The organism is Acidiphilium sp. PA (assembly GCF_026191915.1).
Taxonomy (GTDB): Bacteria; Pseudomonadota; Alphaproteobacteria; order Acetobacterales; family Acetobacteraceae; genus Acidiphilium.
This window is the reverse complement of the sequence record NZ_JAIMBY010000017.1, coordinates 29,268-43,504: the sequence shown is the minus strand read 5'-3', so window position 1 is coordinate 43,504 and position 14,237 is coordinate 29,268. Positions and strand designations below refer to the sequence as shown.

The 14,237-nt window shown below is 62.1% G+C and carries 11 protein-coding genes; 6 read left to right on the top strand and 5 right to left on the bottom strand.

Features of this window, described 5'->3' with window-relative positions; translation table 11 throughout:
* Window positions 1–39: 39 nt before the first annotated feature.
* Window positions 40–945 carry a LysR family transcriptional regulator gene (locus AruPA_RS16530; RefSeq protein WP_265637883.1) on the bottom strand — a complete coding sequence of 302 codons (906 nt, stop codon included), beginning with the start codon at window positions 943–945 and terminating at the stop codon, window positions 40–42.
* Window positions 942–1,649 (bottom strand): hypothetical protein, encoded by a 708-nt coding sequence (locus tag AruPA_RS16525; protein WP_265637882.1) that lies wholly within the window; start codon window positions 1,647–1,649, stop codon window positions 942–944. The genes AruPA_RS16530 and AruPA_RS16525 overlap by 4 nt, the downstream gene beginning before the upstream one ends.
* A gap of 1,165 nt (window positions 1,650–2,814) precedes the next feature.
* On the opposite strand from AruPA_RS16525, the gene AruPA_RS16520 reads away from it, so the two are divergent.
* The 3 genes from AruPA_RS16520 (at window position 2,815) to AruPA_RS16510 (ending at window position 8,696) form a co-directional block, all read left to right on the top strand.
* Window positions 2,815–5,136: a TonB-dependent receptor gene (locus AruPA_RS16520; RefSeq protein ID WP_265637881.1), complete on the top strand. Its 2,322-nt coding sequence runs from the start codon at window positions 2,815–2,817 to the stop codon at window positions 5,134–5,136.
* A 6-nt stretch (window positions 5,137–5,142) separates the two neighbouring features.
* Complete coding sequence (locus AruPA_RS16515) at window positions 5,143–5,892, top strand: energy transducer TonB (RefSeq protein ID WP_265637880.1); 750 nt, start codon at window positions 5,143–5,145, stop codon at window positions 5,890–5,892.
* 62 nt (window positions 5,893–5,954) lie between these two features.
* Window positions 5,955–8,696, top strand: a complete 2,742-nt coding sequence (locus AruPA_RS16510) for an alkaline phosphatase family protein (RefSeq protein WP_265637879.1) — start codon at window positions 5,955–5,957, stop codon at window positions 8,694–8,696.
* A gap of 283 nt (window positions 8,697–8,979) precedes the next feature.
* Here AruPA_RS16510 and AruPA_RS16505 read toward each other — a convergent pair whose 3' ends face one another.
* Window positions 8,980–9,387, bottom strand: coding sequence for an ATP-binding protein (locus tag AruPA_RS16505; RefSeq protein ID WP_265637878.1), 408 nt, complete (start codon window positions 9,385–9,387; stop codon window positions 8,980–8,982).
* A gap of 5 nt (window positions 9,388–9,392) precedes the next feature.
* The gene (locus AruPA_RS16500; protein ID WP_265637877.1) at window positions 9,393–9,776 is read right to left on the bottom strand and encodes an STAS domain-containing protein; all 384 of its coding nucleotides are present in this window, start codon (window positions 9,774–9,776) and stop codon (window positions 9,393–9,395) included.
* A 77-nt stretch (window positions 9,777–9,853) separates the two neighbouring features.
* Between AruPA_RS16500 and AruPA_RS16495 the strand changes: the two genes are divergently transcribed.
* On the top strand, window positions 9,854–11,017 hold the full coding sequence (locus tag AruPA_RS16495; protein ID WP_265637876.1) for a PP2C family protein-serine/threonine phosphatase: 1,164 nt from the start codon (window positions 9,854–9,856) through the stop codon (window positions 11,015–11,017).
* A 142-nt stretch (window positions 11,018–11,159) separates the two neighbouring features.
* Here the strand turns inward: AruPA_RS16495 and AruPA_RS16490 are convergent, their stop codons facing one another.
* Window positions 11,160–11,885: a hypothetical protein gene (locus AruPA_RS16490; RefSeq protein ID WP_265637875.1), complete on the bottom strand. Its 726-nt coding sequence runs from the start codon at window positions 11,883–11,885 to the stop codon at window positions 11,160–11,162.
* Window positions 11,886–12,135: 250 nt separating this feature from the next.
* On the opposite strand from AruPA_RS16490, the gene AruPA_RS16485 reads away from it, so the two are divergent.
* Both AruPA_RS16485 and AruPA_RS16480 read left to right on the top strand, forming a co-directional pair.
* The gene (locus tag AruPA_RS16485) at window positions 12,136–12,618 is read left to right on the top strand and encodes a DUF805 domain-containing protein (RefSeq protein ID WP_265637874.1); all 483 of its coding nucleotides are present in this window, start codon (window positions 12,136–12,138) and stop codon (window positions 12,616–12,618) included.
* Window positions 12,619–12,831: 213 nt separating this feature from the next.
* Window positions 12,832–13,659: an IS5 family transposase gene (locus AruPA_RS16480; protein ID WP_265637873.1), complete on the top strand. Its 828-nt coding sequence runs from the start codon at window positions 12,832–12,834 to the stop codon at window positions 13,657–13,659.
* Window positions 13,660–14,237 lie beyond the last annotated feature (578 nt).

Genomic DNA, 14,237 nt, shown 5'->3' with positions numbered 1-14,237 from the left:
GTGTCGGTGCGTGAGGCCAAGCGTTTCTCTACGCATTATTCATAAGTGAGGCTTATGAATCAGTCGCCGCGCCAGACGCAGGGTTTGGCGCAATGCGGGCGCTGTATCGCTCCGGCGATACAGCAAGGTTAATTCAGTCGTGAGGGCCTGGGCCATCGGCCGATAGGTGACACCGGGAACGCCGAAGCGGGCCATGGTTTCCGGCACCAAGGCGACGCCGATGCCAGCACCGACCAGACAGAGCATGGTGGCGATTTGCGGCACAGTGTGAATGATTTTCGGTTCAAACCCGGCCTTGGCGCAGGCCGTATTGACCCATTCGCGCAGCCCACCGGTGGGTTGTTGCAAATATTGGATGAACGGCGCGTCTCGCAGTTTAGCGAGGCTGCAGCGCGGCGCCTGCGCGAGCGGGTGGGTTTCGGCGAGGGCGATGATCATGCGTTCGCGCGCCAAGGTCAGGCTGGCGAGCCTCGCGCCGAGATCGGGCAAGGGCGAGCGGGCGATGCCGAGATCGAGGCGGCACTGCGTGAGTTGTTCGATCTGGCTGGTCGCGGAGAATTGATCAAGATGGAGCGTAATCGCAGGTTGATCGGCACTGATTGCGGCGATCAGCGTGGTGAAGGCAGGGTGAAACGCGGCGGAGCCAACATAGCCGGCGGCGAGGCGCTGCGCGGTGCTGCGGGTGGTGGCATCCGCCAGCCCAGTCAGGCGATCCGCTTGGTCAATCAGCACGCGCGCTTCAATGAGGAGTTTGGCGCCGGCCTCGGTCAGGCGGGCGCGGCGACTGGTACGGTCGAACAAGGAGGTGCGCAGGGTGGCTTCAAGCGACTGGATCAATTGGCTCAGTGCGGGTTGGGACAGGCCGAGTTGGTGGGCAGCCTGGGTGAAATCGCAGGCTTGGGCTGCGGCGGCAAAGGCGCGCCAGTGGCGAAGTTCGGCACTCATGGCGGCTCCAGGGATGGGGGCGGACGGCGTATGGGGCGGCGGTGTTGTGCCGTCAATGCTACGGCGACGGGGATGCGAGAAGCATAGCTGCCGGCGGCGATGATACTGCGGATCGTCGGCGGCAAAAGGCTCTGCCTCAATTCGTGTGACTGGGGATGACCCGGAGGCGTATCGCTCGCGAACGGAGCAAATCGACGCCCGCACGGCCGTCGATCGGCCATTTCAATGTCGTCAGTTGGTTGATCTGACATTCGGTCTGACCGTTGCTCGGGGTTACAGTTTCTACATTGCCAACCGCCGCCAAAGTCTTGCCCAGCGTATGGACGAAGCGACGAATACCATAAACTATTGATCGGTTGGCGCTCATTCAGCCAGACGGTGAAGTTTTCGACATCGCCGCCGCGCAGAATTCCCCAAAAACGCAGTGCCAATGCTCGCATGGTGGCGAATGCAGGAGATATTCTGCTGAAAGCATCCACGTTTGCCGCCTGGTCTCCCGTCGGTAGGCCGCGCGGCTTGACACACAATGCAGCGGCCACGATCGGTGAGACTGGAGGTCCGGTCGATGGATCGATCAAATGAAGCGCAGCGGTCGCGGCGGCATCGACAGTGACGGGGCATCCGGCACGGTGCCAACCTGTCAGCAGCCGGCGCAGATGGGACAGGCTGCCGATGCCGCCAAGGTCTCTGATCGCCAGCAGCAAGGGCCGTCCTCGGCGCAGGGTCGAGTGAGATCGTCGTGAAAGCCGCTTGGTGCGTTTGGTTTTTGCGCCATCACGTTGCACTCTGCCAGCGCATCAAGCTGCACCCATTTCGTAACGGTGCTCCGACTGAATTTCGTCTGACGGACAATTGCGGTGATGCAGTGGCCGGAAAGTTGCAAAGGTTTAACCTGGTTGACCTAGTCCGTCTTGACGGCCCTGCGGCCTGTTGAGTCCAGTTGTTCATGTTCCAGCGACGCTTGTCGCCGGCCGTGAGCCATCCATCCAGCGAAGATCACGGGCGCGCCCTGACGAGCGTTCTCCGCGTAGAGACCGGCGCGATCTCCGCTCACGATCTCACACCGGGATGCCGCGCAGGCGCTGCGCCGGACGACCGCGGGCGGCGGGACCGAAAAGCCTGGGCAAATCCGCCACCCGACAGATCCTGCAGACGGCGAACCTGCCAACCGTGACGCCGGCCGGATTGCAGAGCGCATCCGGGATAACAAGCGCCTCCGTCCCACGGCCCGGACCGTCCTGCGCCCGTCGCGCCTCTCCGACCCTGAGGGCTCCAGGGCAGATCGAGCCGCCCATTCTGCATTTTTCATCATGCCACATCGGCTCAATCTCCGTTCCAGCCATCAAGCAGCATCACGATCACAGGAATCGAGGCAGAGTCATTCAGGGAAAATGACGGCAGACGACATAGGGAATCACCGCCTCAGCTTTCCGATCCATAAGGAAAACCCGCACATCGTAACCTGGCCGGCGATGAGCAAAGCCCCCTTGCAGTCGCGGTCACTGACGATCTCGAGTACGTCACGCCGGTATTTGCCGTTCAGGGCCTCGCGTTCCCAATCAGCGATGATCAGCGGGCAACCCTTTCAGTTCCAGAATGGTTGGATCGCCGTCGCAACACCATTTCGCATGCGGTTTGCCGCTGTCGCCGCTCCGGCCACAAGGACCAACTGCCAAGGCCAGAATGTCAGGGGGCGAGATCCTGCGATCCGTCCAGGGGTGTGCGGTATCACGATTCAGTGTGTGTTGCTCTCGAGCATCGCTTACCGACCCATCAGGCGGAACCTGCCTTACTTCATCGTTCCGCCACAAAAGTGAAATCGCCTTGTCATGGTTTGTCCCTAAAAGCCCGCCCGACAAGGAGGGCGAGATGGCAAGACGAATCAGTTGGATGTGCACGACGGCGTTGTGCGGTGTCGTTGGTTTGGTGCAGCCGGTGGCGGCGCAGGTGGTTGTTGATGGCACCGCCGCGACGCCGGTGCGGATCGAGGGTGTTTCGAAGTCGGCCGCAGCGCGCCATATCGTGGCGCGGCGGCTCCCGTTGAAATCACCCTATGCGGTCAGCACGATCAGCAAAAAGCAAATCAAATATGCCTCGCCGACCACCACCGCCCAGACCATTCTGAACCAGGCCCCCTCGGTGCTGGCGACCACCGCCGGTCCAGGCGGCGTGCGCACGAACATCACGTTCCGTGCGTTCAATTCGGGACAGTTTTCCGAAACCTATGATGGCGTCTCGCTCAACGACGTATTCAACGGCGGCGTGAACAATCAGGCGTCGATCCGGAACAACGTGCTGGTAACGCTGAATGATTTCGATGGCATCCAGATTTATCGCGGCATCAATAATCCGGCGGTCAATTCGTATAATTCGTTGGGTGGCACGATCAATTACCGGCCGATCGCGCCCGGCATGAAGGCGGGCGGCGAGGTGGGTGGCGGCTATGGCAGCTATGATACCTACAGCTATCACTTCACACTGAACACCGGGGATCATCACGGCATCAGCCAGATCCTGTCATACCGGCAGGATTACAGCGGCGGCTGGCTGGCCAACAGCAAGGATCATAATTCGAACCTGTATTATGCACTGCGGGCAGCCAATTTCGGCGGGCGTGGTCAGTTCTATCTGAATTTCATTTTCAACCACAACAGCGGCCAGACGCCGCACACCGTACCGCTGGCGCTGGTGACGCAATTTGGCCCGACCTATCAATTACCGCCAAGCCAGGGTTATTCCAACAATATCGATTCGACTAACCTGCTGGTGGTCGGCGAAAAATACAGCGTCAATTCGATCGTCACGGTCGATCTGAAGACGTTTTTCGGCCATGATACCTATCAGCGGACCTCCTACGCCAATCCGCTGTTCGGCCAGAGCCCAAGCCAGCCCTACAACCAGCCGAATTCGGGGACCGGCTCGGAGTTCTGGTTATCGAACCCGTTCTATCCCAGCTATAACCCGAACGCCCTGTTCGGCTCGACAATATATGGCACCGATTATCATCTGTACGGCCAGGGCGCTTCCGAGCTTGGGTTGCAGCCGAACGTCAAGATCGCGCTATCGCATAATCTGATCCAGCTCGGCGGCAATCTCACTTATGGCTATCTGAATTCGCGCGAATTCTGGTACGGCAGCCAGCCGGTGCCGCAGATCAACGGCTATAACGATGCGTGGGACGAGCATGACCGGCGCACACTCGGCTCGATCTATGCGCAGGACGAGATCAGCCTGTTCGGCAATCGGCTCAAGATCACGCCAGGTGTGAAATACATCTACGCCAATACCAAGAATTTCAACGCGACCGGGTTTTATGACCAGCCGGGCAGCGTGTCGGATCATGAGCACTATACCTCGCCGACGGTCGGTGCGAATTTGACCCTGTTCAAAGGTGCAACGGTCTACGCCGCGTTCGGCGAGAACATCAAGCTGCCGAATATCAGCGCCTATTACGGCGATATCGGGCTGCAGAACGCCGCCGGTGCCTACGTCACGGCGCCGCTGGCGATAAAGCCCGAATATGTCAAGGATTACGAGGCCGGGGTGCGCTACGAACGAGCCGGCTATGGCATCACTGTTGGGTATTATCGGGAGAATTTCGAAAACACCTTCATCACCGTGACCAATCCGTCCACCCAGGTCTCGACCCAGACCAACGGCGGCGGTTCGCGGTATTCCGGTGTGGAGTTGCAACTGGTCGGCAATTTTGGCGCGATCGGCGGTGTGGTGCCAGGCACATTCACCGGGTATTTCAATTATTCGCACAATAATGCGGTGTTTACCTCGACGTTCAATTCCAACGCGGCCGGTCCGGTGACCGCGGGCACGCCGCTGGCCAATGTGCCGGCCAATCTGGTCAGCGCCGGGCTGACCTGGCAGTGGCAGGGCTGGCACGCGACCGGCGATGCGCAATATGTCGGGCGGCAGTATCTCCAGCAGGCGAACGCCGGGACACCGACCGCTTATACGCAATCGCCGTATTTTCTGTTGAATGCCAGCATCGGCAAATCGATCCCGGTGCATCTGGGCAAGGTGAAATCGCTCGAGATCGCGCTGAATATCGATAATCTGTTGAACCGGGGCTATTTTACCCGTGACAAGATCTATCAGACTTACGCGGGGGCAAATTACAACTCGGTCCTGCTGGGTCAACCGCGAGCGTTTTTTGGTAGTATTACAGCGAAGTTCTGAATCGCCTTGGCCCGCCTGACCGAGACCGATCGCGCCGCCAGCATCGAACCGGACGTCCCACGGTTCGGCTGGTGGTTGCTGGCGGCATTGCTGATCGAGGCGCTGGCGTTGGCGGCGCTGATGTTCTCGCCCCACGGCAAGACAGCAGACCGGGTGCGGCCAACGACGATCGCCATTCACATGCTCAAGCCGGTCGGCCCGCCCAAAGCGATTCCGTTGCCGCCCAAGCTGGTGCAGCCGCCGCCGGTGCCGCCGAAACCTACCCCGGTGCTGCCGAAACCGCCACCGCCGGTGCCGCACCACCCGCAGATTGCGGTGCCGCGCAAACCGCCGCCGCGGCCGGTGCATCATGTGCTGCGCCACGTGCCGGTGCGCCAGGTGGCGCCGCCGCCGGTGGCACCGACGCCGCCGGCACCGCCCGCGCCGCGCGTGACCGCGCCGCCGCCGAGCCCGGCGCAGGTTGCCACCGCGCTGTCGAAATATACCGGGATGCTGCGCGATGAGATTATTTCACGCATCGTGGTCCCAAACAGCCTGCGCGCCTTGGGGGTGCGCGGGGCCGCGATGATCGAATTCGACGTCACGCCGGGCGGGCGGATTTTATGGGCGCGCGTGCTGAAAGCGAGCGATTATCAGGCGGCGACCAAGGCGGCGCTGCAAGCCGTGCAGGATTCGCATTTCCCGGCGTTTCTGGCGAAAATGCCACAGCGGAATACGGTTTTTCAGATCCCGATCACGGTTTCGGGCAACGGGTGATCGCGGCTGGCCGATCGAATATGCCGGCCCGCCGTGTTCCGAACGAGGTTAAGGAGCGTCTCATGGCTGGTCGATTTCGCCTTACCGTCGCGGTCGTGGCATTGTTGGTGGGTGGCTGGAGCGGTGCGCGGGCCGCATCGCCGGCGGGGACGCCGGTGGTGGTCACCCGGGCGAATGTGGCAGGCTATACCCATCGGCTGCCGACGGGGCGGGTGGTGGCACCGGTTGGCACGATCGTCGCGACGCCGAACTTCCCGACCGGTGTGGTGATCGCGGGGCAGCGGATCGTCGTGTTGGCAGATGGCGCGACGCGGACGCAGTCGCTCAGCGTGTATGACGCGGCGACACTGACACCCGAGCGGGGCGTGCTGGCGTTTCCCAAGGCCATCCCCACGGCCAAGACTGGCGGAGCGGGTACGCTGCTGGTCGATCATCAGGATTTCTTTCAGGGCCTGGCGACCGGACCGCATGACATGGTGTACGCCGCCGGCGGTGCGGCGGACGACGTGCTGGCGATTTCGCTGGCCGGGGGCACGCCCCGCCTGGTGCGGCGGTATGATCTGGCGTTTCAGGCGTTTCCGCGCACGCAATACCCGTATGTGTATCAGGGGATGCATCATCGTGATGTGCACAAGCCGGCGGGGTTGAGCGCGGATCGGACGGGGCATCCGCGGTATTTCTATCCTTCGGCGGTCGCAGTGGCGGGGGGGTATGCCTATGTCACCGGTCTGCTGGCCAACAGCCTCGCGCGGATCGATCTGGCGACGGGCAAGACGGTGTATCTGAATGTCGGCGCCTATCCGAACGCGCTCGCCCTCACAGATCATGGCAAGGTGCTGGTGGTGTCGTTGTGGGGGGATAATGCGGTTGCGCTGGTCGATCCTGCACGGATGACGCGGCTTGCGACAGTTGCGGTCGGACCGCGTCTGACCGGGGCATCGGTCGTGGCGGGGTTGCATCCGATCGCGCTGGCGGCGCGGCGAGACCGGCCGCATGTGTATGTCGCGCTGGCCAATGGGGATCGGGTGGTCGAGGTCGACACCGCGACGCGGCGGGTGATGCGGGTGATCTCGACGCTGCCGTACCCGGGGGCGGCATCGGGTTCGTATCCGGATGGGCTGGCGCTGCGGGGGCGGCGGTTGTTCGTGACCAATGCCGGCAACGACGATGTGATGACGATCGATACCGCGACCGGTGTGATGCGCGGGTTGACGCCGACCGGCTGGTATCCGACCGCGCTCGCCGCCGATCAGGGTGCGCTGTATGTGGTGGCAGGCAAGGGACTCGGGTCGGGGCCGAATCTGGCGCATCAATGGGTCGGCACGATGATGCACGGGCTGTTGCAGAAAATTCCGCGCCATGACGATGGGGCGGCGCTTGCATCGGCCAGCATCGCCGCGCTGGGCGATGACGGGTTCCTGCCCGCGCAGCGCATGGCGCTGGCGCGCCGCAACGCGCGGCTCGCCGCGAAGCTGCGCCGCCATGTCAAAACCGTGGTGTTCATCCTGCGCGAGAACAAGACGTTTGATGAGGAATTCGGCCGTTACCCAGGGATTGGTCACTGGGCCGATCCGCGGCTCGATCTATACGACGGCCGGGAGTTGCCGAATTTATATCGGATGGCGGGGCATGGAGCCCTGTTTGTCGATTTCGATGCCGATGGTGAGGTGACGGCGCAGGGCCATCAATGGACGACGGCGGCGAGTGATTCCGATTTCGTGCAGCGGAGTTGGGCGGCGTATTATTCCAACCGCGGCTTGCAGGGCAATCCGGGCTGGACCCAGCCGCTCGCGGCGGCACCGCGGAACAATGATCCGGATGATCCCTTTGCCGATGCGATCGATCTGGCGAAGTTGAAGCGGCCCGCGACCAACCCGTGGATTTCCTATCCGAACGGGCGCTTCCTGTTCGATGACCTGGCGCGCCACCATGTCCGGTTCGAGAATTTCGGCGAATTCGTCGCGCGTGACCGCGCAGGGACAGTGCGGCCTGATCTGATCGGGGATACCGATGCGGGGTATCCGGGCTGGGACCGTATGTTGCTCGATACCACGCGGGCCAAAGTGGTGACGCGCTGGATTGCGGCGCATCGCGATGATCTGCCGCGGTTCATTTATGTCTGGCTGCCGGATGACCACACCGCCGGCAGCAATCCGTGTTACTACACGCCGGATTATTATGTTGCGAATAACGATCGGGCGACCGGCGCGATCGTGGCCGCGCTGTCGCACACGCAGGCGTGGCGCCACATGGCGGTCTTCGTGACCGAGGACGATGCTCAGTCCGGTGCCGATCATATCGATGCGCACCGGAGTTTTCTGGTCGCTTACGGGCCTTGGGTGAAACCGGGGATGGTGCAGACGGAGCGGTATTCGCAGGTGAACGTGATTCGCACGATCGAGGCGGTGCTCGGCGTGCCGCCGCTGTCGCAATGGGACCAGAACGCCGCGGTGATCGGCGGGATCTGGGCGAGGCACCCGGACGATGCGGCGTTCGTGGCGCAACCGATCCGCGTTGCGGCGGGTGTCAATCCCGGCCTGTGCGCCGCCGACACGGCGCTGCGGCGGATGGCGGGGCAGAACGGCCGGCTGCTGACGCCTGGCGATGTCGCTGCTCATGGCAAGGGCGCATCCGCTGATCGGTATACGACGACGTCGTTGCTGAAAGTGAACGGAGCGGCGCAGATGAAACAGGAGTGGATCGCCTCGAAGGGTGCGGCGAGCTATCGGCGGGTGATGGCGTATCTGGCCCGCTACGCGGCCGCACATGGCGCACCGATTGGCGGGTTTCGGGCCAGTGATTGACGCGCGTGGCATTTGAACCGGGACGCGGATCGATGCCGCGGCATTTGCGGTCGATCGCAGCGACCATGACGGCTTCGTCGGGCGGCGTGCGCCTGGGCTGGTGGCGTGGCGGTTGGTGCTGCGCAGCGCGTTGAATGGGCTTATGCACCACGCAGGGCCTTCGAGGACGGTGTGGTATGGTCTGCGCGACGCGGCGCGCCGCAACGTCGGTTTCCGCGCCTTTGGTCAGGTGCTCGCCCTGCCGCATGGCGCGCATGCCGATCGCAAAACCGGCGAATTCCGTCTAGAGCGCGAACCGCAGGATCAGCCGGTTCACCCCGGCCTCGCGATGATATGCCATATCCTTGCAATAATGCCGCAGCAGACGCAGCCCCAACCCGCCTGCGCCGGCCCCTCGCAGGCTGACGTCTTTGGCCACCGCCGGTGCCGCCACGGGGTCGAATGCCGGACCGGAATCCTCGACCACCAGCGCGACCACGGCATCCTCCTGGCGTAAACTCACGGTAATAACCCCGCCCCGATCGAGGCCGATGCCGTGCATCGCTACGTTCATCACCGCTTCTTCGGCCGCCACATGCAGCCGGGCCAACAGCAGATCCGGCACGCCGGCTTGAGCCGCCGCCTCATCCAACCATGGGTAGAGCCGCGCGAGGTCTGACGGCGCGGTCGTGATTGCCAGACGCTGGTCCACGACGATCAGGACACCGCGGCGATCGCCGATGCCTCGTCGTGGAAAATCGGGAACAGCTCATCCACGCCGCTGGTGGTGATCACCTCTTCCACCGCCGGGCGCGGTGCCAGCAGGACGTATTTGCCGCCCTTGCCCAGCACCGTCTTGCCGCTCAGCACCACGCTGCGCAGCCCCAGCGAGGCCATGAACTCGACACCGGCGAGATCCACGATCACCGCCTTTTTCGACCCGCCCACCAGGCTCATCGGCATGTCGATGGCCGATGCGCCGGCGATGTCGATCCGCCCGGACAGCACGACCTTGGTGATGTTCCCCGCAAGCTCCTCAAAGGCAATCGGCTTGGCGAACTCCTTTGTCCGGGCCGGATTCGACCGCGTGCCATTCGGCAATGCCAGAGGTGCCGGTATATTTCAAGCCGCGAAAAACGTTGCGTTTTGGATTGTTTTGTATTTGAAGTGAAACTTCGATGACAATCGTACCGGCGGATTGGACAGGAGTTTCGATGGCGGCTTCGCTCGATGACGACAATGGCGAGCAGACGATCGTGCGTCGTTTCCCGGTCATCGAGGCGCCGCCGATGCAGCTCGGCCATTTCCTGAATTTTTCGATCGACGGCGCGCCGATCCGCGCCGCTATCGCGCCCGCGGGCATGACGATCGGCCGTGCCCGACCGGCCGAGCTGGTCATTACGAGCCCGGAGATCTCCCGCCGTCACTGCCGGATCGAGCTCTTCGGCATCGATGCCGTTCTTACCGATCTCGGCAGCACCAACGGCACCTATCTCGATGGTCAGAGGCTCGAGCGGCCAACCCGGCTGCGAAGCGGCGCCACGTTCAGCCTCGGTGCGTTCCCGATCCGCTATGAACGGCGCGACCGCGCCGAGATCGCCCGTGAGGAGGAGCATAGCGCGGATTTGAAACGCGCGGAGGACTACGTCCGCGCGATCCTGCCGCGGCCGATTTCCGACGGCCCGATCCGTACCGAATGGTGCTTCGTACCCTCCGCCACGCTCGGCGGCGATGCGTTCGGCTATCAGTTTCTCACCGAGACGGTCTTTGCCGGGTTTCTGCTCGATGTCTCGGGCCACGGTATCGGCTCGGCGATGCACGCCGCCAATGTTGCGAACACGCTCCGCCGCCGCGCTCTGCCCGGCGTCGATTTCAGCGATCCGGCGGCGGTCGCCGCCGGGTTGAACCAGGTGTTCCCGATGGAGGAACATAACGGCCTGATGCTGACGCTGTGGTATTTCACGTATCATTTGCCCAGCCGCACGCTGCGCTATTGCGCCGCCGGCCATCACCCGGCGTTTCTGACGACGCCCGGGCAGCCCGAGCCGGTGCCGCTTTGGTGCCGCAGCCCCGCCATCGGCATGCTGCCCGCCGGCAGATGGCAGGCCGGCACTGCGGTCCTGCCGCCGGGCGCGGAGCTCTTTATTGTGTCCGACGGTGCGTTTGAAATCCTGACGCCGGACGGCCGCCAGTGGCAGCTCGAAGACCTTCGGCACTTGACGGGTCAATGCGCGGTACCAGGCGTCCCTCTCACCAGCGCGATCTACGCGGCAGTCCGCGCCGCCGCCCGCCCGGGCCCGTTGGACGATGATTTCTCGGCGCTGTTAGTGACCTTCGGCTAGCGTGCATCGGGCACGGGCGTTTTCACCGGCACGGACCCAAATTAACAAAGTTTTTTTTGCTTCTTTTTTGTTCACAAAAAAGAAGAACTTCCCTTGCTTCTTTGCCTGTGTTGTTACGATATCGTAACGATTTAGGCGTGCATCAGCCCCGCGGGCCTTTGCGCCACATTTTTTTCGCATCGAACGAGGGCACGAAGGGGTGGTGCCAGGGGGGCACGGGTGGTGGGGGTGGGCCGAGGATGTCGCGGAGTTGTTCGGGCGTGAAGTCGATGCTGCCGTCGGGGTTGACTTTGTATTGGGCCATGAAGTCGGGCTGGCGCTTGGGGCGGGGGCGTTTGGGGCGGGGTTTTGGTTCGCCTGTGGGTTCGCTCCGGGGTTTTCTGGGGCGTTTGATGATTTGGGGGGGACGCAGGCCGAGCATGGTGTGGAGGGGGCGGAGGATGCGGCCGAGGCTGGGGTGGGTGGCCAGCAGGTCCAGCACGATGGGGTCTTCCATGAAAAGCTGGAGATCGGCGCGGGCGGCGGCACCGGCGACGACGGTGGCGGGGCCGTTGGGGAGCAGGCGGATCAGCCAGGCGAAGCCGCGGGGCAGGGTGAGGGGTGGTTTGGGTTTGGGGTTGGGGGCGGCGGGTTCGCGCTCGACCGGTCCCGAGGCGCGGGTGCGGGTGCGGGGAGATTGGGGTGGGCGGGAGGCGATGCGGGCGAAGCGGGCGATCTGGCGGGCGAGGTAGTTCCAGATCAGGACGATGAGCGGGCCGTGGATTTTGAGGCGGTAGCCGTTGTCGGCGACCGAGCGCTGCAGGGCACGGAAGATCACCGTGAAGCGCTCGGTCGGGTCGGCAGGCATGAACGGCGCGTTTGCGATCATGACTATGTGTAAACCATGATCGGTGGGGGGTGAGAAAGGGGTTTGTTAGGGGGATTGTTAGAATTTTTTGGTTTGGGTTTTGGCGAGGGTGGATTGATGAGGATCGCGGGAGACAAATTCTACGGCTTGCCGTGTTGTTATGATTGATGGGCTTCGCAAGGGCTCTGCCTATCCTACAGCTTGCAAACTCCAATAGATATCGTTACGGTTTGATTGCTCGAAGTCTCCCTTTCGCTTCAGGAAATGATAAATGAAATTCGATCAAATCATTTTGTCGAGCTACAAAAGCGCATTTAATTTCACTGAACGAAGTAACCGATCGGAGTTTTGGCTTTTCATCCTTTTTTGGCTGTCTCTCTATCTGACCTACAGACTATTCTGGGCTGCAGCTGGATGGACACCGGGATGGCTGTCGTCCGGCTTATTGGCTTTTTATTGGGTATTCCAACTCCTTTTTATCGTGTCGTTCCTCCCGTATATCGCGGTCCAAATTCGCCGCCTGCATGATAGTGGGCGCTCAGCGTTTTGGGCGATCGGCACGTATGCCGGTTTTGGAATCGGGCTCCTACCCGCCATTGTGCATGATACCAGTCATAGCAATAAACTTCTTGGCTTGTTATTGCTGATCGGCGCGACAATCGCTTGGTTCATCATGGTGGTATTCGATTTGATGGCAGGCGATGCCGGTGCGAACAAATTTGGCCCAGCACCCTCCTCCTCTCGCTATCATTAACCCGATCAACTCCGCCGAACGGTCGCCGTATTCCCCCTGACGCGCGTCCATCATGCGGTTTTGGTATCACGCCTACAGCCTCCAGGTTCAGCGTTTCAACGACCAGGCGGGCGAGTTCGATTTGGCCCGATCTCAGAGCCTGACCGCAAAAGATAGTTGAGCGATTTCAGTAGGTTGTGATTCTGTCGGTTTGCAACAACAGACGGATTCGCAATGGCCTGGACTGAAATCGCCCGGCAACGATATTGCCGGGCCGGATTGCGCTACGCAAGCGACCTCACCGACGCCGAATGGGCCTTGATCGAACCATTCATGCCCTTGCCGCCGCATCGAGGCCGGCCCCGGACGGTGGTGCTGCGAAGGATTGTGGAGGCCATCTTCTACATGCTGTCGACCGGTTGCCAGTGGCGGCAGATCCCGAAGGAATTCGCGCCGTTCACCACTGTGCAGGGGTATTTTTACCGCTTCTGTCGCGACGGCACATTTGATCGTATCAATCACGTCCTGGTCATGCAGGCGCGGGAGATAGCTGGACGAGAGGCGTCGCCCACAGCCGGCGTGATCGACAGCCAGTCGGTCAAGACCACCGAAGCCGGCGGGCCGTGCGGGTTCGATGCCGGAAAGAAGATCAAGGGACGCAAGCGCCACATCATCACCGATACAATCGGCCACCTCGTCGGTGCGATCGTTCATCATGCCGGCATTCAGGATCGGGATGGGGCGCCCGACGTGCTCAAATCGGTCAAATCCCTGTATCCCTGGTTGCGGCACGTGTTCGCCGACGGCGGCTATGCCGGTCCCAAACTCAATGGACGCCTCGCCAAAATCGGCAAATGGACCATACAGATCGTCAAGCGCTCCGACACCGCCAGCGGGTTCGAACTCCTGCCGCGACGCTGGGTCGTGGAGAGAACCTTCGCCTGGTTCGGCAGATGCCGACGTCTTGCAAAGGATTTCGAGGCCACCGTTACCAGCGCCACCGCATGGCTCTTCCTCGCCCATATCCGCCTGCTCACACGGAAAATCACACGCAACCGATAGCCGCACTGCCATTCAGATTCGGGCTCTCAGGTTCATCCGAACCAGATTTATGCTTGGAAGAAGCAGCTGCAGGAGCAGGCAGCGCGGGCGTTTGATCCGAAGATCGGGCAGGATGCGGAGGCCGCCGGGCAGCGGGAGATCGAGAAGCTGCATGCGAAAATCGGTCGAGCAGCTAGGCGGCGTAGTGCAGGTCTAGTAACAGCAAGCGGCGTGCTGCGGCAGCCATGTGGGGCCTAGCGCGGTCGGGGTCGTCGTGCGTGACGGCCGCCTAGCTGTCGCGTCGTACTAGTGCTAGCTCGAAGCGAGCAGCCAGGCCGTGCGAGTAGAAGGCCTGGAGAAACGATTTTTTAGCAAGAGCTAGCAGTCAACCGGCTAAAAGCGTACGTCGAAGAGCTAGAGGGCGACGGGCCGCCGGAGGCGTAGGACGGGCTAGAAGCCTAGTTTGCGGGCGCGACGGACGAGGACGTCGACGAAGAAGGTTCGTATTTAGACCAAGCCTACTTGGACTCTCGGGCTTAGACTTACCGTCACGCCGATAGCCAACGCACACTAAAAGGCACACTCGTCCGCCTATACCC